The 21,075-nt window shown below is 41.1% G+C and carries 20 protein-coding genes; 10 read left to right on the top strand and 10 right to left on the bottom strand.

From position 1 onward, the window contains the following. Positions 1 to 54 precede the first annotated feature (54 nt). Positions 55 to 1,635, bottom strand: coding sequence for an ATP-binding cassette domain-containing protein (locus KAN5_RS10930; protein ID WP_244389698.1), 1,581 nt, complete (start codon positions 1,633 to 1,635; stop codon positions 55 to 57). Positions 1,636 to 2,000: 365 nt separating this feature from the next. Between KAN5_RS10930 and KAN5_RS10925 the strand changes: the two genes are divergently transcribed. Both KAN5_RS10925 and KAN5_RS10920 read left to right on the top strand, forming a co-directional pair. Continuing rightward, positions 2,001 to 2,411 carry a hypothetical protein gene (locus KAN5_RS10925; RefSeq protein WP_016708139.1) on the top strand — a complete coding sequence of 137 codons (411 nt, stop codon included), beginning with the start codon at positions 2,001 to 2,003 and terminating at the stop codon, positions 2,409 to 2,411. Between the two features lie 75 nt (positions 2,412 to 2,486). Further along, a complete protein-coding gene (locus tag KAN5_RS10920) occupies positions 2,487 to 2,822 on the top strand; it encodes a hypothetical protein (protein WP_308700767.1) in 336 nt (111 codons plus the stop codon). Positions 2,823 to 2,861: 39 nt separating this feature from the next. On the opposite strand, the gene KAN5_RS10915 is transcribed toward KAN5_RS10920, so the two are convergent. From KAN5_RS10915 to KAN5_RS10900, 4 genes are read right to left on the bottom strand one after another with little or no spacing between them, the layout of a single operon-like run. Next, positions 2,862 to 4,157, bottom strand: a complete 1,296-nt coding sequence (locus tag KAN5_RS10915) for a hypothetical protein (protein ID WP_244389697.1) — start codon at positions 4,155 to 4,157, stop codon at positions 2,862 to 2,864. Beyond that, positions 4,105 to 4,770, bottom strand: coding sequence for a PilX N-terminal domain-containing pilus assembly protein (locus KAN5_RS10910; RefSeq protein WP_244389696.1), 666 nt, complete (start codon positions 4,768 to 4,770; stop codon positions 4,105 to 4,107). The genes KAN5_RS10915 and KAN5_RS10910 overlap by 53 nt, the downstream gene beginning before the upstream one ends. Next, positions 4,770 to 5,210, bottom strand: a complete 441-nt coding sequence (locus tag KAN5_RS10905; protein ID WP_138554020.1) for a GspH/FimT family pseudopilin — start codon at positions 5,208 to 5,210, stop codon at positions 4,770 to 4,772. Before KAN5_RS10905 ends, KAN5_RS10910 begins: the two co-directional genes overlap by 1 nt. After that, the gene (locus KAN5_RS10900) at positions 5,210 to 5,593 is read right to left on the bottom strand and encodes a type IV pilin protein (protein WP_244389694.1); all 384 of its coding nucleotides are present in this window, start codon (positions 5,591 to 5,593) and stop codon (positions 5,210 to 5,212) included. Before KAN5_RS10900 ends, KAN5_RS10905 begins: the two co-directional genes overlap by 1 nt. Before the next feature lie 229 nt (positions 5,594 to 5,822). Between KAN5_RS10900 and KAN5_RS10895 the strand changes: the two genes are divergently transcribed. Then, the gene (locus KAN5_RS10895) at positions 5,823 to 6,905 is read left to right on the top strand and encodes an endonuclease/exonuclease/phosphatase family protein (protein ID WP_244389693.1); all 1,083 of its coding nucleotides are present in this window, start codon (positions 5,823 to 5,825) and stop codon (positions 6,903 to 6,905) included. A 24-nt stretch (positions 6,906 to 6,929) separates the two neighbouring features. Here the strand turns inward: KAN5_RS10895 and KAN5_RS10890 are convergent, their stop codons facing one another. After that, positions 6,930 to 8,312 carry an NAD-dependent succinate-semialdehyde dehydrogenase gene (locus tag KAN5_RS10890; RefSeq protein WP_016708133.1) on the bottom strand — a complete coding sequence of 461 codons (1,383 nt, stop codon included), beginning with the start codon at positions 8,310 to 8,312 and terminating at the stop codon, positions 6,930 to 6,932. A gap of 193 nt (positions 8,313 to 8,505) precedes the next feature. Between KAN5_RS10890 and KAN5_RS10885 the strand changes: the two genes are divergently transcribed. Then, the gene (locus KAN5_RS10885) at positions 8,506 to 9,543 is read left to right on the top strand and encodes a nitronate monooxygenase (protein ID WP_244389692.1); all 1,038 of its coding nucleotides are present in this window, start codon (positions 8,506 to 8,508) and stop codon (positions 9,541 to 9,543) included. Between the two features lie 134 nt (positions 9,544 to 9,677). Here the strand turns inward: KAN5_RS10885 and KAN5_RS10880 are convergent, their stop codons facing one another. Next, a complete protein-coding gene (locus KAN5_RS10880) occupies positions 9,678 to 10,193 on the bottom strand; it encodes an NUDIX hydrolase (RefSeq protein WP_138554016.1) in 516 nt (171 codons plus the stop codon). Between the two features lie 153 nt (positions 10,194 to 10,346). Between KAN5_RS10880 and KAN5_RS10875 the strand changes: the two genes are divergently transcribed. From KAN5_RS10875 to KAN5_RS10855, 5 genes are read left to right on the top strand one after another with little or no spacing between them, the layout of a single operon-like run. Further along, a complete protein-coding gene (locus KAN5_RS10875; protein ID WP_016708130.1) occupies positions 10,347 to 11,687 on the top strand; it encodes a sigma-54 dependent transcriptional regulator in 1,341 nt (446 codons plus the stop codon). Positions 11,688 to 11,707: 20 nt separating this feature from the next. Further along, entirely contained in the window at positions 11,708 to 11,917 is a 210-nt protein-coding gene (locus tag KAN5_RS10870) for a hypothetical protein (protein ID WP_016708129.1), read from the top strand. 21 nt (positions 11,918 to 11,938) lie between these two features. Further along, the gene (locus KAN5_RS10865) at positions 11,939 to 13,423 is read left to right on the top strand and encodes a sensor histidine kinase (protein ID WP_244389691.1); all 1,485 of its coding nucleotides are present in this window, start codon (positions 11,939 to 11,941) and stop codon (positions 13,421 to 13,423) included. Beyond that, on the top strand, positions 13,424 to 13,885 hold the full coding sequence (locus tag KAN5_RS10860) for a response regulator (RefSeq protein WP_016708127.1): 462 nt from the start codon (positions 13,424 to 13,426) through the stop codon (positions 13,883 to 13,885). It abuts the gene before it with no gap. Positions 13,886 to 13,906: 21 nt separating this feature from the next. After that, complete coding sequence (locus KAN5_RS10855; protein ID WP_016708126.1) at positions 13,907 to 15,871, top strand: response regulator; 1,965 nt, start codon at positions 13,907 to 13,909, stop codon at positions 15,869 to 15,871. Here the strand turns inward: KAN5_RS10855 and KAN5_RS10850 are convergent. The 3 genes from KAN5_RS10850 to KAN5_RS10840 are packed head-to-tail and all read right to left on the bottom strand — an operon-like array spanning position 15,858 to position 19,518. Continuing rightward, the gene (locus tag KAN5_RS10850) at positions 15,858 to 16,862 is read right to left on the bottom strand and encodes a LacI family DNA-binding transcriptional regulator (RefSeq protein ID WP_016708125.1); all 1,005 of its coding nucleotides are present in this window, start codon (positions 16,860 to 16,862) and stop codon (positions 15,858 to 15,860) included. The two genes, KAN5_RS10855 and KAN5_RS10850, sit on opposite strands and share 14 nt — an antisense overlap. A 1-nt stretch (position 16,863) precedes the next feature. Then, positions 16,864 to 18,198, bottom strand: coding sequence for a glycoside-pentoside-hexuronide (GPH):cation symporter (locus KAN5_RS10845; protein WP_029216097.1), 1,335 nt, complete (start codon positions 18,196 to 18,198; stop codon positions 16,864 to 16,866). Positions 18,199 to 18,219: 21 nt separating this feature from the next. Further along, positions 18,220 to 19,518: a GH1 family beta-glucosidase gene (locus KAN5_RS10840; protein WP_016708123.1), complete on the bottom strand. Its 1,299-nt coding sequence runs from the start codon at positions 19,516 to 19,518 to the stop codon at positions 18,220 to 18,222. A gap of 282 nt (positions 19,519 to 19,800) precedes the next feature. Between KAN5_RS10840 and KAN5_RS10835 the strand changes: the two genes are divergently transcribed. Continuing rightward, entirely contained in the window at positions 19,801 to 21,066 is a 1,266-nt protein-coding gene (locus KAN5_RS10835; RefSeq protein WP_244389690.1) for a sugar MFS transporter, read from the top strand. Positions 21,067 to 21,075 lie beyond the last annotated feature (9 nt).

The raw sequence follows: 21,075 nt of genomic DNA, 5'->3' as shown, positions 1-21,075 counted from the left end.
AATTAAGTGATCCGATGAGTTTGAACCTTAATCAAGGAAAAAGTTCTCTCGCCGTTACTTTAAGGTAATTTGGGCTGTTAAACTAGATTGTTGAACAAATGCTTCATCGTGGCTTACTAATATAAAACTGCCAGTAAAATTAGCGAGGTTTTGCGCAAGATGTTGCTTGTTCGCTAAGTCCAAATGATTATCGGGCTCATCGAGTAATAGTAAATAGTTCGCGGCATTTTGCGCAGCAATAAGCATGGCTAATTGCATTTTCTCTCCGCCGCTGAGCTGGTGTATTTGCCGATATATATCATCGCCCTTAAAGCCAATATTCGCCAGTAAATGTCGAATTGTTTGCGGCTTAAGCTCGCAGTGTAGCTCTAGCGCCTTTTCTAAGTTGTCAGTAGCGGTTAAAAAAGAGCAATGTTGGTCAATATAAAGCACCTTACTGTTTAATTGAATTGCCGCTGATAGGCATGACTTTGTGGATTCACTAATCATCCTTAGAAGCGTTGATTTACCTGAGCCATTTGGCCCTGCAATACGTAATTTATCGCCACTGTTAATTTGTAAGGTTACGGGATTTTTACTGCAACCATAGGGTAAGCAAAGCTTATCAATAAACAGTAAGCGTTTATTGCTGGAGGGTTGGCTGAATTTTAACTTTCGTTCAATATTATCTGGCAGGTGCTGTTTCAGGGTTTGTTGCTTTTTGGCTAAAGAATCTAACTTAGCTGAGGCTAAACGTTCGCTAGCGCCTTTGCTAGCTTGGGCGCTGTTTTTCTTAAAATCTAGCATGACTTTAGGTTGACTTGCTGTGCTGCGATTTTTATTACCTTGTGCCGCCCGTTGCTGAGCTTTTTCGCGGTTTTGTTGCATCTGGAGTTGCTGCTTTTTTTGCTCCTTTTCTAGGTGATTAATTCTTTTGGCTAGGGCATTTTGTTGCAACGCTTTTTGCTCACTGTAATGCTGGTAATTACCGGTTTCGTAAGTCGCACCTTGGTTGTTTAGCTCAATGATTGCATTGCATTGGTTGAGTAGTTCGCGGTCGTGGCTAACAACAATAATATGCCCTTGAAATGCGTGTAGCTGTGCTATTAACCACTGCTTTGCTGCATGATCTAAATGATTTGTGGGCTCATCTAGAATCAGCAAATCAGGCGCTGCTTGCAAAGCGCAATAAAGTGTTAAGCGCCGTTGCTGACCGCCACTTAAACTTCCCACGCGTTGAGTCAATGGTGCATCAATAGCCAAGGTTAATAGTTGTTGTTGATAGTATTGCGCGCAAAGCCAATCATCGTTTACAAGATTAAAATCAGTCTCAAGACAACTACCTTGCTCTATGCGCGCAAGTGCCGCGAGTTTTTGTGCAATTCCGAGCTGGTGGGCTATAGAACCTGACGTTTCTTCAAGGTGTTGTGCAGTTAGTTGTTGCTGCGAAACGAGTAAAACAGAGCCGTTAAATTCAACATTGCCAGTGGTGGCTGCAAGTTGTTTTGCGAGTATTTGTGCCAGCAACGATTTACCTGTGCCGTTGGCACCGATAATTGCAGTGAGTTTTTCACTGACAGCAAAATTAAGTTGTTTAAATTGTACATGGCCATCAGCGTGTTGATAGCTTAAATTATGAATGTGTAATAACTGCATAATGCCTCTGGAGTGTGCAGGGCATGGCGCGCAAAGAATAATATTATATTGTGATAGGTCGAAATATGACGAATTTTGCGCCCACTAACCCTGTAAATTCAAAAAATAAAACGAATTTCAACAGGTGTTAGTTATTCATTAATGCGCAAACTCCAATAAGATAAGAGATGATATTTTAAGCAGTTCAAAGGGGACTGTCACGCTTTTATTTCTTTATATTTAGCCGATGGTTTTATTGTTGCAGTCTAAATGGAATGATTATGTGAGTGCTTACTGTCTTTACAATATTTACATTATGGTTAACTTACGATTAAGGCTGATTTGTTAGGCTTTAGTTATTCACACAGATTATTTTGGACGTAACTATGAACAACTTAACGCCATTGTCTTTGGCTTTACTAGGCTTGAGTTTATTACCCTTTGCTGCAAGTGCTAAGCACGAGCGTGAACATGACCGTTATGAACATCGTCATGAGCATAAAAAACACAGTAAGAAACATCATAAAAAATATTATAAAACGCACCATAAATCAGCATATTATAAAAAGCTGCCGCCGGGTTTATATAAAAAAGTAGGCTACGGACATGGTTTGCCGCCGGGGTGGTACAAAAAGTACCGCCGTGGTGATCGCCTTGAACGAGATATTTACCGCCATGGGCGAGTTATAGAGCGTCATGAGCGCAAAGGTTTAGTTTTATTGGAAGTTGATGATCAACTTATCCATTTAGTTCACGATACCCGAGAGATCCTTTCGATTGTGACTCGTCATCATTAAACATTGATAGGGTAGTTAACTTCATGGTGAATTTATGAACTATTGCTACTCTTTAAGCAATTAGATAAGGAGTAAATGATGAAAACACTAACATCAATTGCTTTGCTAGGGTTAGTACTTTGCAGCAGTGTAGTATTTGCAAAAAATGATAACCATGACAAAGATAAAAATAAAGGCAAAGTGAGCTTACCGCCTGGGCTGCAAAAGAAAGTGGATAATGGCGGGCAATTACCACCGGGTTGGCAAAAAAAATACCATAAAGGCGATAGATTAGATGATGACATTTATCGTCATGGTCGAGTTATCAAACCGATAGACCGTGATGGTCGTATTACCATTGAAATCGACGATACCATCATTCATTTGGTGCATGATACACGGGAGATTTTATCAATTTTGAGCCGGTATTAAGTGCCATGTTGGAAGAGGGGATTTAGAGTTAACTATTTGCTATTCTTTATTTTCCTCTACCGCATAGCGCCAGCCTTTAAATACCAAGTGGCTGCTTGAGCTTGAAGTACTGCCACCACCTGCGCTTACATCAGCAAGTGCGGTATCGTAGTGGATGCCGCCAGCACCAGATACATTAACCGTATTACCTAGCACAGAGCCCTTAAAGCCAACCGAAGAAGTTATTTCAACATGGCTTAATGGTGCGTATATAACTGCGTAAGCTTGCTCAGTGCCGCCTGAAAAGCTAACACCAGTGTCATTGCCCGAATAGTTACTGTATATGCTAAATACCGGTTTCCCTAGTGCCGTAATGCCATTTGTCGGAGTATAGACTTGGGTACCAGCACCAATATTAAACTTGCCTAGAACTATAATCGTTAAACTACTTTGCTCAGGGATTGTCAGTGAGCTGGCACCACTCATGGTAAAGTCACCTTGTACAAATAAGGTGGCGTGGTGGTTTTCTTTTACAGATAAATGACCTTTGATACTGATATTATCAAAATACATAATATCCGTTGGCTTATCTAAAAAACGCGTTGATTTTGCTGTTATATCACTATCAGGTGTACTTGCATTATCAACTAGAAACTCTGCTTTACTGGTGAAAAGTTGCAGGTGATCACCTTTGCCAGAGCCACTAATGAACAAATCTTGGTAATTATTTAATGGATCATCTAAGTCATTAATCGCGTTGTTGATACCCAGAGGGTCGCAACTTGTAGTGCCGCTAGCAGCTCCATTTTCAGTAAAGTCTATTTTCTTCACTGGTGAAATAGTATCAATTACCAGTGGTGGTGAAGCTTTATATGGGGCGAGGTAATACTCTGGTGTATCGCCTGTAAAACTACCATTACCAAGATAACGTAAATCATCACTGCTGATAGTACTGCCCCATTGGGTAAGTGCGACATTGCCTAAGACTTTTACTCCACCACTGACTGTCCCCCCTTTTTGGCTGTAATTACCGTGACTTTGCACTCCTCCTAAAATAGTCGGTTGGTTAAGCGTGGTATCGCCTTGGCTAAGAACTTTTCCATCAATTGTGTTACCTGTAATTGCAATGTTAGCGCCCGAAGTAATATTACCTGCGACATAGGTTTGTTTTAGGGAAATATCACCATTTGCTTGAATGTTGCCACCGACGCTGCCACTTTGTTGGCTGTAATAAAGATACGCGGTTACATTGCCACCAATTTTGCTATTGCTTGGTAAGCTTAAATAGCCATTTGAATGCACGTTACCACTGATATCTGCAGAGCCAGTAAGTTTGATGCTGTTGGATGCAATCACATCTCCAAAAATTTTTCCCATTACCTGATAAAACAATGGTGCTATCGCCATCTAAAGTTTGTACAAAAGCTTGTTCGCTGTAATTTTGGCTACCGTCACTTAGAGTGGCGTTGTAATCGCCGAGCGAAGAATCATAACTGTCAATTTTCCCGCTACCACTCAAACTTATACCTGAACACCCGGTGATCCCCGGTGAGAATGGTGAACTGCCAGTACTGCCGGGTGTTTGTACAAATTCAAAAATTGCTTCTAAATTAGCTTCGCCTTCAAAGCGATTACCCGTGCTAGAAATCACTAATTCGCCATCGTTATTCACGGTTAAATTGGCATTAAAAGCGGTTGCATCCAGTGTACCACTACCATTGATAGACGCATTTTGATTGACTAAATCAGCTAAGTTTTGTGTTGGATCATTGAGTAGTTGTTGGTTGAGTTGCTGCATACTGGCGTATACACCTTTTTCAGCCATTAAACGGGCATTAAGCTGCTTTTGATAATTCCCGCTGAGGCGCTCTTGAATAATAGTGTCACGTAGTGAGCTTAACACTACTAAAGTTGCCATTGAGGTGAGTATTAATACTGTTATTAGGGTAAAGCCTTTTGAGTTTCTCATTAAGCACAACCTTGCGGTTGTTCGCTAAGCCAGCTTTGTCCACTTGGTAAAATACACAATTGCATATCAATGGTACTGCTATCCTGATCCGTTACTGTGATTTGATAAGCTTGGTTGAGCTCTCCTGTTGCAGAGACACTTAAAGTCGGCAAATCGATAGTAATGCTCGCATGCTGAATCGTAAATTCTTGCAAGATGGTAGTTACGCCATCGACATCAGTCTTTGCCTGCCAGTGTTCGGGTTTTGCTTGTAATATCACCGTTTGGTTACGCTTAATAGCTTCACTGCGTGAGTATTTATAGACACTCTGTAATTGATTCGCATGGGTGACAAGACGGTCATGTTTGATAAACGCCATATAATTGGGCGCTGCAAGTACAGCCATAATACTGACAATAGCCACCACTATCATTAATTCCAGTAAAGTAAAACCACGCATTAGCCATTCCAACAGTTATCAGTTTGAGCTGTTTGCTGGCCACTGTGATTAGTCATTAAAGTACCGCAACTATCAGCCGTTTGTGCCCCTTTAGGTACAGCTTCTAGTACAAAAGTTATATTATCTGATTTGTAATTAAATTCATAGTATTCAGTATCTTGTGTGGCAAATTCGTTAGGGTAACGACCGTTTCTACTATAGTGACGTTCTAGGCTGGCACTGCCTTGGAGCATGATTTGTTGGATATTAGCACGGCGACTTTTAAGCATATGCTCAGTGTAGTTTGGCATCGCGATGCGATATAAAATGCCTAAAATAGCGATAACTATCATCAGTTCGACTAAAGTAAAGCCATGTTGTAGAAAGTAGCGATGATTGCGCATTGTGGAAGGCACCTAAAAAGTACGGAACAAAGCGGTTCCGTAGCGAGTTTATAAATCCTTTTTAGATGCGCAAATTTTACACTGCTTTGCACATTTTTAGAACGCTCAATATGCAATCAGGTACGATGAGTTTGTAATTTAATGATTACATATGTATTTTTTCTGTTTTTCATTACTGATTCATACGTAACTGTTATGCTAGCTGTATAAAAAATAAAAGGAATGAAGAGTGCTTATTTTACTTGCCATTATTTCGACCATCTTACTTATCGCCAGCGTGTTGCCACTTTCTTATAGCCAGCATTATATGGTTCGAGGCGGCGACTTTATTCGTTTGCAAGTATGTTATGGTGCGCTTATTAATTTATTGCTAATCGCCAGTTATGCTGTTTTAGTGATGAGTTCACCACTACTTATTGTTCTGGTAATTGCAAACGTGCTGGTACTAATACTGCAAGGTTATTGGATTTATCCTTATTGCAGGTTTGCTCGTCATGAAGTAAAAAATAGTCACTCTCATGCTCCCCATAGTATTCGTATTATGAGTGCGAATGTGTTGATGTCTAATCATAACAGTGAGGCATTGATCAGCTTAGTAAAACAGCATCAGCCGGATTTATTGGTCACACTCGAAACTGATACTTGGTGGCAAAATCAGCTCGCAGCGCTGCATAATGATTACCCGTATCGTATAGCGTGCCCAAAAGATAATCGCTATGGCATGCATGTGTTTAGTAAGTATAAAATAATCCAATCACAGATATGTGAACTTGTTTCAGACGATATTCCGTCTATTCATATATTGTTTGAAAATGCTGATGGCTTGCAAATGCAAGGACATTTTATTCATCCTGAGCCGCCAAGTCCGACAGAAAAAGACACTTCGCGAACGCGAGATAGCGAGCTTATTATGGTTGCCAAAGCCGTTAAAGATCCTATTCGGCCAGTTATCGTTGCGGGGGATCTCAATGATGTTGCATGGTCACGTACCACACAATTATTTATGAAACTGAGTGGTTTTTTAGACCCTCGTAAGGGGAGGGGATTTTTCAATACTTTTCATGCAGATTACTTTTTTATGCGTTGGCCATTGGATCACTTATTCCACAGTCCCGGGTTTACGGTTAAACGCATCAAGCGCCTAGCTAAATATGGTTCTGATCATTTTGCTTTGTTAACTGAGTTAGTATATGAAGATGCTGAGCAGCAATCATTGTTAAAAAAAGATGAGGATACGGCTGAAATAGCAGAGCAGTTAAAAATGAACCGGGTTGATAAGCGTCAAGTACCAACCTTTAAAAAGGGCCAATAAAGGCCCTTTTTACAAAGCCACTGCTTAGCTATTATCAGCGATCATTATGGTTTTGATATTCACGAATTCACGGATACCAAAACCGCCATGCTCGCGGCCATAACCGCTGTCTTTAACGCCACCAAAAGGTAAGTTGGGCTGAGCAAGACCGTAACCATTGATATTGACCATCCCGGTATCAAAGTATTTTTTCGCCAGCTCAACAGCTTGTTTTTCATCTTTAGAGAAAATACCGCCACCTAAACCATAGCGGGAGTCGTTGGCAATGCGCATCGCATCCTCGTTATCTTTTGCTTTGATCAGTGAAGCAACAGGACCAAATAGCTCATCATCATAAGCAGGCATGCCTGGTGATAAATTTTCAATTAAGGTAGCGGGATAGTAAAAACCTGTTTGCGTGGGGATTTCGCCACCGAGAACAACTTTAGCACCAGCTTTAATAGATTTTTGTACCTGATCGTGTAGCTTATCTCTTAAGTCTTCACGTGCCATTGGCCCAAGGTCGGTATTTTCATCCATTGGATCACCAAGTTTTAGGCCCTTAAATTGTTCAATAATACCGGCTTTAAATTCATCATATAAAGAATCAACGACGACGAAGCGTTTTGCTGAAACGCATGTTTGACCGTTATTGATCATCCTACCTTGCACACAAGTTTTAATTGCCAATTCTAAATCGGCATCATCAAGCACTAAGTAAGCATCGTTACTACCCAGCTCTAAAACGGTCTTTTTCACCTGTTTACCTGCTTGTTCGGCCACTTTTTTACCCGTACCGTCACTGCCAGTAAAGGTTATCCCACGAATTGCTGGGTGGCTGATCAGCTCACTGGCTGTTTTGCCATCAATGAGTAAATTTTTAAATACATGGCTTGGGAAACCGGCATCAGCAAACATCTGCTCTATTTTCTCAGCCATACCAAACACATTACCCGCGTGTTTAAGTACGGCGGTATTACCAGCCATAATGTTAGTCACGGCATAACGTACAACTTGGTAAAGCGGAAAATTCCAAGGCTGAATACCGAGTAAAACCCCAATCGGTTGGTAAGAAATGATGGCGCGGCCCGTTTCCATTGAGCGTTGCTCATCCGCTAATTGTGCAGGCCCATTTTCAGCAGTATAACGGCAGATAGCGGCGCAAAGTTCAACTTCCTGAAAGCCTTGTGAGTAAACCTTGCCCATTTCTGCGGTCATTAATTTAGCTATGCTCTGTTTATTTTCCTCAAATATCACGGCTAACTGATTTAAATGTTTAGCCCGCTCAGTAAACGAGGTCATACGCCACTGTAAAAATGCCTCGTGACTTTTATCTATCTCATTTTTTGCTTGTGCTAGGTCGAGCAAGGTATAGTCTGCAATAGTTTGCTCAGTAGCAGGATTAATCGTAGTTACTGTGTTAGTCATCATTTATCTCCTTACAATTTGTATTGAGTAAGCAGTGTGCAAAGCTAACACCAACTCTGCGGTAAATGATTTCACAGCTTTAAGTTGTTGCTATAAAACAATTTTTGTTTTTTGAAATTGTTTTTATTATTCAGTTATTATTTTTGTATCGGTAAAAAGTGCAGGTGGCTGAAAAAGTTACAAGGAGAAAGTTATGGCGTTATCTTTATTTAATACTCAACAACCACTCATTCAAGCGCCAATGGCAGGGGTGCAAGATTTTCGTTTAGCGGCGGCAGTGAGTAACGCTGGTGGCTTAGGGTCATTACCCTGTGCCATGCTCTCTAAAGAGCAATTATTGAGTGAGCTCACCGCTTTGACCCAAGCAACTAATAAACCTTATAACCTTAACTTTTTTTGCCATACACCGGCCTGCTACACACAACCGCAAAAACAAAAATGGCATCAATTGCTTGCGCCTTATTTTATTGAGCTGGGTATAGATGATTCAAGCTTAGGTATGACGGCATCACGTCAGCCAATTGATGCAGACACTGTCGCGCTGATTGCGCCTTTTAAACCGCCAGTAGTGAGCTTTCATTTTGGTTTACCAGCTGCAGCAATTGTGCAACAAATTAAAAGTTGGGGTGGCAAAGTTATTTCCACAGCAACAACAGTGGATGAAGCTAAGTGGCTAGAAGCTAATGGGGCCGATGCTGTTATAGCACAAGGTTTAGAAGCAGGCGGCCACAGAGGGCACTTTTTATCAATGGACTTAAGTTTACAGCAGCCAACGACTAAGCTGGTTGAGCAATGTGTGCGGGAGCTAAATATAGCTGTAATTGCTGCCGGTGGTATTGCAACCGTTGAGGATGTCAAACAAATGCACTCACTTGGTGCTGCTTTGGTACAAGTTGGCAGTGCATATTTGTTGTGCCAAGAGGCAACAACATCAGCGCTGCACCGCGACGCTATTTTGCAGCAGCCAGTGAATAGCACTGCACTGACAACGATTTTTTCAGGGCGCGCTGCGCGTGGAATTGAAAACCGTATTATGCGCGAGCTTGGCACTATGCCACAGCAAGCTCCTGCATTTCCATTTGCCAGTATTGCGCTAAGTGCATTGCGCGCTAAATCTGAAGCACAAGGTAAAAGTGATTTTTCGCCGTTATGGTGTGGGCAAAAATATATTGTTAGAGATGCGTTGAGCGCTGCTGAAATTACTAAGCTGTTAGCACCAGACAATGCATAATTTAGCGATGTGACCATTAGGTGATCGTTATTATTAATTCGTCATAGCGCCTTAACTTAAATTAAGGCGCCACTGGCTAGGTTAAATTAGACTGCTGTTTTTCAGGGGGCGGTATGTTTTTAATTTCGCAGTGCTTACTTAAGTTGTTCGGCTATTTGTTTTAATAAGTAGGTTTCACGAATGATCGACAGCCCTTGCTTATCACTGTTTGCCAGCGTGCGCTCATTATGGGCAATGGCATCATAAATATTGACCCACTTTGCGGTCATGCCATTTTGTTGCTCATAATGTTCTAATTGAGCTTGGCCTAATTTTTCATCAATGCTGCAATAATAGCAGTAAGATTTTATATGGATCACAGCAAAATCATCTTTATACCAAGGGCGATATTCTTCATAAAGGCCAAACTCGTTAAGTATTTTTATATTCTGTGCGCCGGTTTCTTCTTGTAGTTCGCGAATGAGTCCTTGTTCTATACTTTCACCTTCATCTATCCCCCCGCCAGGGAGGCTGTAATCTTCATAACGGGCGGTGTACATTAATAAAATGTCAGTTCCATTTAGGGCTATTGCCCGCCCCGTTAAGCGAGTAAACTGGCGAGGGTCATTGGCATTAACACTGGGGTGAATAGCAGTCTTAAGTAAGCGCATAGCTTTCCTAACTGTAAAATATTTTCAAGAATTATAACGCAAAAGTGATCAATAAAATTTTTTCGTACGTAAACTGTGGGTTAAGAATCAATCCTATAGCATAAAAGGATTAATGTGTTAGGCTCAGTAATAATAAAAGCATAGGGATTTTTCATGTTAAACATACTTTTAGTTGATGATGACAATGAGTTTAGTGAGGTTGTTTGTCATATTGTTGAGTTTTTAGGGCATAACATCAACACCGCGGCAAATTTAGCCGAAGCAGAGCAATGGTTTGTTAATAATCACTTTGACCACGTTTTCCTTGATTTTATGCTGCCAGACGGCAGCGGCTTACATTTAGTTGAGCACCTTAAGAGTATAGGTCAAAAACCTAAAATAACGCTTATTTCAGGCCACCCTTCAGTAAAAGGTAAATTGGCTGAGATGTGTGAGCCAAATGTTGGCCATTTAGTTAAACCTTTACAACGTGAAGATATTGAACGCGTTTTAAATCCTAAAAAAGTAGCCGTTAAGAAAAAAACAACGCCGAGTATTAAAAAACATTTTGGTACCTTGATCGGTGAGTCACCGCAAATGCAGCGGCTCTACACTATGATTGAGCGAGTCGCAAACACCAGCGCTAACGTGATGTTAATGGGTGAAAGTGGTGCTGGTAAAGAAGTTGTGGCACAGGCGATTCATAACGCCAGTGCCTGTAGTGGCCCATTAGTGGCAACTAACTGCGGCGCACTTTCAAAAGAGCTAATAGGCAGTGAGTTGTTCGGCCATGAAAAAGGTGCATTTACAGGCGCAATTGCCCGCAAAGACGGCGTATTTGAACAAGCTATGGGCGGTACGTTGTTTTTAGATGAAGTAACCGAAATGCCTATTGATATGCAGCCGAATTTACTGCGTGTGCTGGAAACTAAAAAAGTCACTCGAGTAGGTGGTAGTAAAGAAAGCGCAGTTGATTGTCGAGTTATTTCTGCGACTAACCGTTCGCTGGAAGACTTGGCGCAAAATAATATTATCCGTGAAGACATTTACTTTCGTTTAGCGGTATTTCCTATTGATATTCCGCCACTTCGAGACCGAAAAGAAGACATCAGTCTACTCGCTAGCGCATTTTTAGAGCAGTTAAATGATGAAAACAATACTGATTTTCAGTGGCAAGCCAGCCAGTTAAAATTGCTTGAAAGCTATGATTGGCCGGGAAATGTGCGAGAGCTGCGCCACGCGATTCATCGTGCTTTTATTATGAGCGATCCAAAAGGTAAGGCTATTACCCTGCCAGATAACTTAGAGTCGCCATTTTCTCGAATTAATAAGCGTACCCAAGTCAACCAAGTCAGTGCTGGACAAACGATTGAAGAAGTTGAAAAAGAGTTGATCCATGCCACGTTAGATAAAGTACAAGGCAATAAAACTCTGGCGGCACAAATGCTGGGGATCAGTACAAAAACGTTATATAACCGCTTAAATGCATACGGTGGCATAGGCGAATATAGTTAGATAATTTCGGCAGGAGAAACATGAGTAATAACGAACCGTTAAATAAACTCGTTCATGATGCGCGAGCACCACTTAACCGTATCTCAATGAATGCAGAATTAATTAAATTGGTAATTGAAAACGATATGCCTAAAGATAAAGCGTTAGCGGCATTAGATAAAATAATTAGTAATTGCCAGCAGTGCAGTGACAGCTTGCAAAAAATAGCGGACTCAGATGTCACTGAATAAACAGTTTTTAAGGGAAAGTAAATGAAGCAAAAAAAGCAACAAGGTAGAACCAATGTAGTCTGGGCTAGCTTTATTGCTGTAGTGCTATGTATTGTCGTTGGCAATGCTATTTTGGCCATGAACACTATTCAAAGTCTTACGCAAACTCAACAACGTTTAGACGATACTGGGATGCTAAATACCGCCATTGAAAAGCTTCACCTTTCTATTGTGCAGGCTGAGTCAGGGCAACGTGGCTTTTTACTAACCGGTGATGAGGCGTATTTAGCGCCTTATTACGATGCTGTTTTACAACTTAACTCACAAGCTAAGTTAGTTAAAGGCTTACGTACCGAAATCGATGGTCAAGCAGATAAAGTCGCTCGTTTATTGTTTTTAGTTGATGATAAAGTGGCAATCTTAACCAGAACCGCCGATTTAGCTTTAGCGGATAAAGAGCGTCGTGCACATTACTTATTAGAGACTCACCAAGGTCGTAAGCTGTACGAGGAAATTCGCTTACTTGCTGATGAAATTCAAGATGCTGAATCAGCCTTTAAACTTGCTCAATTTAGAAAGTTAGGACAAATCAAAAAAGAGGCAAAAGTCACATTTGCGATTACTGCAGTGACGAGTGCGTTATTAATTATTGGCATGTTTGTGTTAACACGGATCAACTTACGCACCTCAGCAAAATACCGTGAAGAGCTGGAGTATCAGAATGAAACTTTGGCGGCGAAAGTGACTGAGCGTACTCAGGAATTAACTTTATATTCTGATGAATTGAGTCGCTCTAACCGTGAACTTGAAGAGTTTGCCTTTGTGGCAAGTCATGATTTGCAAGAGCCACTGCGTAAGATTCAGGCCTTTAGTGATCGTTTAGAAACCATGTTCAAAGATGAGCTGGGTGAAAAAGGCATTGATTATATAGCGCGAATGAAAAATGCAGCGCAACGCATGTCTAACTTAATAAATGACTTATTGGAATTCTCGCGAGTGACTACCCGCGGCAAAGATTTTGTCGATACCGATTTACAAAAAGTACTTGATGAAATCTTGAATGATTTGGAGATTGCGATTAAAGAATCAAATGCGCAAGTTCACGTTGCTCAAATGCCCGTAATACAAGCTGATCCAAGTCAGATGGAGCAGCTGTTTTTAAATTTAATTTCGAATGCGGTGAAATTTAGGCGGCCAGAAATAGCGCCTGTCATTCATATAGATTACGCACATCAAACGCAATTCAGTGAAGATCTTAATACCGACGTAGAATGGCAAGTTATTACAGTCAAAGACAATGGTATTGGGTTTTCAGCTGAGTATACGGACAAAATTTTTGTGCCGTTTCAGCGCTTACACGGACGCTCACAATACAAAGGCACCGGTATAGGTTTATCGGTATGTCGACGAATTGTAGAGCGTCATGGCGGCACTATTACAGCTCAAAGCGAAACGGGTGAGGGGGCAACCTTCATCATAAAACTACCTGTGGAAAGTGAACTTTTCACATTGCAAGGAGAGGCTTAAATGCCGTTCACTAAAGTAAAGCCAATCACCATTTTAATGGCTGATGATGATGAAGATGATCGTTTATTAACTCAAGATGCGTTGACAGAGAGCCGCGTGCTTAATGAATTGCACTTTGTTGAAGATGGTGTGGAATTGTTGGAGTACCTTGAGCGTAAAGGTAAGTTTGAAGACAGAGATTCATCACCACGACCAAGTTTAATTCTATTGGATTTAAATATGCCGCGCATGGATGGGCGAGAAGCACTGCAAGCAATCAAAGCCAATCCGAACTTAAAAGGCATCCCGGTGGTGATTTTAACGACCTCAAAGCAAGAGGAAGACATGGTTAAAGGGTATGACCTGGGCGCCGCCTCTTATATCACTAAACCGGTGACCTTTGATGGTCTTGTTGACCTGATGAAAACACTCGGTAAGTATTGGGTTGAGTTTGTAGAATTACCGAGTACCTATAACGATTAGAAAGTAACCACTGGAGACACTATGTTAGATAAGGCAACTAAGCTGCTATTGGTTGAAGACGATGAAGATGATTACATACTTACCTGCGATTATCTTGAACAGCTTAATTCCCATACATTTGATATAGAGTGGATCAGTGACCCCAAGCAGGCAGTGCAGCTATTAAGTCAAAACTTACATGATATCTGCCTGCTTGATTACCGTTTAGGCGCATCGGATGGCCTTGTTGTATTAAAACAAGCGGTCGAAAATGGCTTTACTGGGCCAATTATTATGCTTACTGGGCAGTCAAATGATGAACTTGACTCTGCAGCATTGGATGCAGGCGCAGTTGATTACCTAGTTAAAAATGAAATGAGCAGTAGCCGTTTTGCACGTTCAATTCGCTATGCATTAGCACGGCGAGACATTGAAGATGAGCGTATCGAACGGTTGAAAGCGGAAGCCGAAAATCGCTCTAAAGACCGCTTTTTAGCTCATTTGAGTCATGAATTACGCACACCTTTATCCTCCATTTTAGGTTATACCGAATTGCTCATGCAAAGTGACCTAAATGACCATGCTAATAATGAGCTTGGTGTAATTTATCGAAATGGTAAGCACTTATTAAGCTTGTTGAATGATGTGCTCGACTTATCAAAAATAGCCGCCGATAAATTAGAGCTCAGCTGCAGTGATGTGAACCTTGATAGCCTTATGGCTGATGTGTTTACTCTGATGCGAGTGTCTGCGCTTGATAAGGGCTTATCACTGCGTTTTGAATCATTACAGCCTTTACCGCTGGTGGTAAATATTGATGCGACGCGGTTTAGACAAATTTTAATTAATATAATCAACAACGCAATTAAGTTTACTGAGCAAGGTGAGATCATTGTTCGTGCGTGGACAAAAGTTGTTGATGGTACTGAAATGCTATTTTTTAGTATTAAAGATTCAGGGTTGGGCATTGCGCCAGAAAAACAAGCGTTGATATTTAAACCATTTGAACAAATAGCAGATGTTGAATCGCGCTCTGTTGGCGGTGCTGGTTTAGGGCTTGCTATTTGCTCTGAGTTATTGAGTCGCATGCAAGGCGGTATAACCTTGGAGTCGGCAATAGGCAAGGGCTCTGAGTTTACTATTTCTTTATATCCCGGCAATATTCAAGCGGTTGAACGGCATTTACTAAAGTTGGATCTAACCCCTAATATGCAGCAAAAAACCGCACCATGTAAGGTCACAGGTCGAGTGTTAGTAGTTGACGATTTACGTGATTTGCGGGTGTTGGTAGGGCATATGATTGCCTCTGCTGGAGCGAAAGTTGATTACGCCGAGCACGGCAAGCAAGCACTTGATAAAGTAGCCAAAGCGCAGCAGCAAGGTGAACCATACGATATAGTTTATTTAGATATCCATATGCCGGTGATGGGCGGTAAAGAAACCGCCATTGAGCTCAGAAAGGCTGGGTTTACGGGAGCTATTATTGCGCTTACCGCCGCAACGATGAAGGGCATTCATAATGAGCTTACAGCCTTGGGGTTTAATGATGTAATAGGCAAGCCTGTTGACGCTAATTTATTGTATTTGTGCTTGCAAACCTATTTAGCTAATAACACGCAAAAAACCAAGGAGGTTGTGCCTGCACTCGATAGTTTGCAAAATAAAATGCGTTTTTTATTAGTTGAAGATGATGCCGATGCGGCGCAAATAACCCAATTATTACTCGAAAGCTTAGGCGTACAAACAAGTATTGCAACCAGTTATGAGCATTGTGTTGCCATCTTAAAAGCGGATAGCAACTTTGATAAGGTTTTATTAGATATGCATTTACCGGATGGCAGTGGCTTGGAGTTAGCAGCTTATATCAAGCTGCATTACCCTCAGTTATCACGTGTTATTGTCAGTGGTATGCAGCCTGAACCGTTGCAACTAGAACAACTCAATATTAAGCATGTTTTATTAAAACCAATTAATCTTGCATTGTTAACCCAACTTATTGAGGGATAGCAAGTACTGATTGGCGGATGATTAACTCCGGCTCAAATAAAGTTTGTAATGGTGACGTGTTTTTGTGATAAACATTGCTCAATACCCAATCGGCAGCCATGCGACCCATTGCACTGATTGGGTAATTTATAGTGCTCAATGGTGGGGAAATATGGCGAGTAAAAAACACATTATCGTAGCCCATAATCGATAATTGTTCGGGTAATTTAATTTTATACTCTCTTGCTGTGGCCATTGCACCAGTGGCCATTTCATCATTGGCGCAGATCAATGCAGTAAATTGAGGCGCATTGTTATGTAAGTGCTGAAAGCCTGTAGCACCGCTGTCTTCCATGAAATCACCTTGATACAGTAATTGCTCATTAAAGTTCAGGTTATACTCAGCTAAGGCTTGCTTATGCCCAGCTAAGCGATCTTGGGCATCTTTTTTCCACAATGGGCCACTAATATAAGCAATATCAGTATGGCCTTGCTCTAAGACGTATTTAGCAGCTAAGTAACCACCTTTCACGTTGTCTAAAATAATACAACGTGAAGATAATTCTTCAATATAGCGATTGATTAGCACAAAAGGGGTTTTCCCTTTACTAAGCTCTATTAGGTAATCATCACTAATAGCCTCAACATGCAAAATTAAACCATCGCAATTGCGACTAATTAAAAATTCAATAGCCTGTTGTTCGCGCTCTTCATCACTATGACCTGCGGCGATGATCACATGTTTGCTCTGCTTACGAAACGCGGTTTCTATCCCACTCATCATAGGGCCATAAAAAGGACCCTGTAGCTCAGAAACGAGTAATCCCACGCTATTTGAGCAATTTGATGCTAACGATTGAGCTATGGAGTTTGGTCGATAACCTAACTCTGTCATCGCACGAGTTACTTTTTCACGGGTTGCATCGCTGACATTTGCATTATTATTCATCACTCTTGAGACGGTTGCTAATGACACGCCAGCAAGTTTTGACACCTCATAAATGGTGGCCATGTTATTCCTTTTGAGTGTGGGCTACTAAATCGTCATTTATCTGTTTTAAAGTTTTATTATCAAGAATATACCTTGTCATGATCAAAGCGACAAGTACGCTGCCAATAGCAGGGTAAAGAGTAAACGAGGTTAAAATTCCAGTTTTAGTCAGCTCAGTTAATTCAGTATTTGCTTGGTAACCATAATAGGCTAATAACCAGCCAGCAATCGCGCCACCCAGTGCTAAACCGAGTTTAATAAAAAACACCACGCTCGCGTAAACAAGACCGGTTAGGCGGTGGCCATTTTGCCATTGTCCGTAATCGATAGCGTCGGCCATTTTTGCCCATAGCAGCGGAGTTGCCATTTGAGTGAAAAAACACCATAAAAAGTACACTGCAAAGGCCAAAATAAGCTGCTCGCTAGGTAACCAAAAGGCAACACAGCTAAGAGCCGCAGAAATATACTGTAGATAAATATAAGCGGTTTTTTTATCAATGCGTTTACTCAATGGTTGCGCACAGGCACAGCCTAAGATATTGCCTATCATACCGAGAGTAACAAAGTGAGTGACTAAATCACCTTCCCCGAGCACATATTTTACGTAATAAATTGCTAAGGTGGTACGTAATACCATACTGGTTAATAACATTAGGGCAGCAGCACAGAGTATTTTAAACGGCCCGTTTTGCCATAAAGTGGCCATTTGTGCTTTAAGAGTCAGGGTTTTATGCTGCTGTGCCACTACCCGCTCTTTGGTAAATCGAAAGCACACTAAAAATAGTATCACGCCAAAACAGCTCATTATGACCATAGTGAGTTGGTAACCAAGGGCGTTATCCCCATGACCAAGCCAATTGACTAAAGGTAGCGTACAGCTACTTACGAGTAAGCCACCTAACATGCCAAATACAAAACGATATGATTGAATTGAAACGCGCTCATTAGGATCGCGGCTAAGCACGCCACCTAGTGCTGAGTAAGGTATGTTAATTGCGGTGTAGACCAACATCAGTAAAGTATAAGTGACAAATGCATAAATCACTTTGCCGCTTGGACTAAGATCTGGCGTTGTAAAGGTAATAATACTGATCACCCCAAATGGGATTGCCAGCCATAATAGATAAGGGCGATAGCTGCCGTATTTTGTGCGTGTAGCATCTGTGAGTGCGCCCATTAATGGGTCGGTAACTGCATCAATGATGCGCACGACTAAAAATAAAGTGCCGACTATAGCAGGCGATATGCCAAAAATATCAGTATAGAAAAAAGTCAAAAATAGCATTACGGTTTGAAAAATGATGTTACTGGCAGTATCACCTAAGCCATAGGCTATTTTTTCTTTTTTAGTTAGCATAATTGGCACTCAATTTTATTGTTATTTTTTACGTTGTTGCAGTAAGCGGCGATATTGTTTAGCGCTTTCTTTAAGTATCCGTTGCTGATTCGAATAGTCAACATAAACCAAACCAAAGCGTTTTTCGTAGCCGTACGCCCATTCAAAGTTATCCAATAAGCTCCATGCAAAATAGCCTTTGACATCAACGCCTTGAATTATTGCGTCATGAACAGCATTAAGATGGGTATGATAGTAGCTTACTCTTGCTAAATCAGCTACTTGCCCTTCATGCAAGTGATCTGCCATGGCCGCGCCATTTTCTGTTACATAGACTTTGGGTAACTGGTATTGCTCATTTAACGAAACCAATAACTCAGTTAAGCCTTGCGGATAAACTTCCCAGCCCATATCCGTGACTGGCACATTATCAATATTAGCCTCGGCAAACCAGTTATCTTCAGTGTTGCGATAATGTATGCGGGTATAGTAATTAACCCCAATAAAGTCAATTGGCTGGCTAATTATAGCCATATCGCCAGGGGCAATTACTGGCTGTACGTTGATATTGAGTTTGCTCAGCAAGTCAGGGTATTGTCCTTCTAGTACTGCTTTGATGTACCACTGGTTATGATATTGATCGGCAAGCATTGCTGCTGTTTGATCTGCTGATGTCAGTGGGTAGCTCGGGCTAAAGTTTAGTACAATCCCAGCTTCAGTATCAGGACAGTTTTGGCGTAACACTTGCATCGCAAGGCCGTGTGCTAATAGTAAGTGATGAGCAGCTTGACGTCCTGCTTGCTGACTTTTGATACCTGGTGCATGAACACCTATTTCGTACCCTAAATAAGCACTACAAAATGGTTCATTTAAAGTGGCATATGAATCGACCAAGCCGGTGAGCTCTTTACTAATTACATCGGTGTAGGCTGCAAAAGCGTAGGCGGTCTCACGGTTTTGCCAACCACCTTGATCCTCTAAATGTTGTGGCAGATCCCAATGATAAAGAGTGACATAGGTTTTAATATTTCGTGCTTTTAATGCAGTTAATAAATTACGATAGAAACTAATGCCTTGTTCATTCACTGTACCATCTTGATGCAGCACGCGCGGCCATGAAATAGAGAGTCGGTATGCATCCACGGCTAAGTTTGCGATCATTTCAATATCTTGTTGCCATAAATTGACATGATCGCAGGCAATATCGCCATGGCTATTATCAGCAATTGCTCCAGGTTTTGAGCAAAAAGTATCCCAAATACAAGGTAAGCGGGTATCACGTGCTCCTTCAATTTGAAATGAAGCCGTTGCTACGCCAAATACGAACTGTGGCATTAGCATGGGGGAATTTGAGGGCAGTGATATAGTTTTAAATTCGCTCAAGGTGCACCTTTTAATTTTCGGTAGTCGTAATCGCTTAATATTTATTTTGAAGACAGCATAGCTTTTCAATGTAAGCGCTTACAAGTTTTTTGTAAATAAATTGCTAAATTCGATTTATATGTTATAAATGTAAGCGCTTACATTTAATGTTGCAACTATTTTTTGTTTTTATAGTTTTAATAAAAGAACCTGCTAGTAGTTGTAATAAACTGATAATTAAAAACAATTAGAGATTTTAATATGGCACATGTCACACACACTTTGGCAGAGAACGAACATAGCCAGCAACCATTGGGCAAGCAAACGTTTGCTTTAACGTCGTTGACCACACTATTTTTTATGTGGGGATTTATTACTTGCTTAAATGATATTTTGATCCCGTATTTAAAAGGTATGTTTTCGCTAAATTATACCCAAGCAATGTTAGTTCAGTTCTGCTTTTTTGGGGCTTATTTTGTAATGTCGATCCCTGCGGGGAAGTTGGTTAGTAAAATTGGTTATCAGTTTGGTATTGTCGTCGGGCTTGTGGTTGCCGCTATAGGGTGTGCACTTTTCTATCCTGCAGCAGTGGCACATGTTTATGAATTATTTTTATTGGCGTTGTTTGTATTAGCATCGGGTATCACTATTTTACAAGTATCAGCTAATCCATATGTAAGTGTGTTGGGGTCGCCTAAAACAGCCTCATCACGCCTAACCATGACTCAAGCATTTAATTCATTAGGGACTACAATAGCGCCTATTTTTGGTGGTTGGTTAATTTTAACTGAAGTGAGTCAAGCAACGGCAGAGCAAGTGAAACTCCCGTATTTAATGCTGTCAGCCAGTCTATTGGTGCTTGCGGTTATCTTCGCATTTTTAAAATTGCCGAAATTAGGTAAAGAAAGTGACTCTCAAGTTCAAAGTCAGCAGGTTGAAGGATTTGTTGATTTAGGTAGTGTGTGGCAATACCGTCATTTACTGTTTGGCGCATTAGGTATCTTTGTTTATGTGGGGGCTGAGGTTGCCATTGGTAGTTTCTTGGTGGGTTTTTTAACGCTTGATCATATTAGCAGTTTATCCGAGCAGCAAGCGGCTCATTACATTAGTTATTACTTTGCCGGTGCGATGATAGGCCGTTTTATTGGCGCAGTAGTGATGCAAAAATTTGATGCCGGTAAAGTGCTGGCATGTCATGGCTTACTTGCCATTGTATTGATTGTTATGGCAATGACTGGCCAAGGTGGATTTGCCATGTGGGCGCTTTTATTGGTCGGCCTGTGTAACTCAATCATGTTCCCAACTATTTTTAGCTTAGCGTTACAGGGGCTTGGTAAATACACTTCACAAGGGTCAGGTATTCTTTGCTTAGCGATTGTTGGTGGTGCGATTATTCCACTACTACAAGGTGTACTCGCTGACAGTATTGGCGTGCAGTTAGCGCTGTTACTACCAATAGGCTGTTATTTATATATCACTTACTTTGCGCTGGTTGGCTCAAAAGTATCTTCTCCTCGTCATAAATAATAGGTACAA

Source organism: Pseudoalteromonas sp. KAN5 (assembly GCF_022846535.1).
GTDB lineage: Bacteria > Pseudomonadota > Gammaproteobacteria > Enterobacterales > Alteromonadaceae > Pseudoalteromonas > Pseudoalteromonas haloplanktis.
This window is presented reverse-complemented; position numbering and strand designations above follow the sequence as displayed.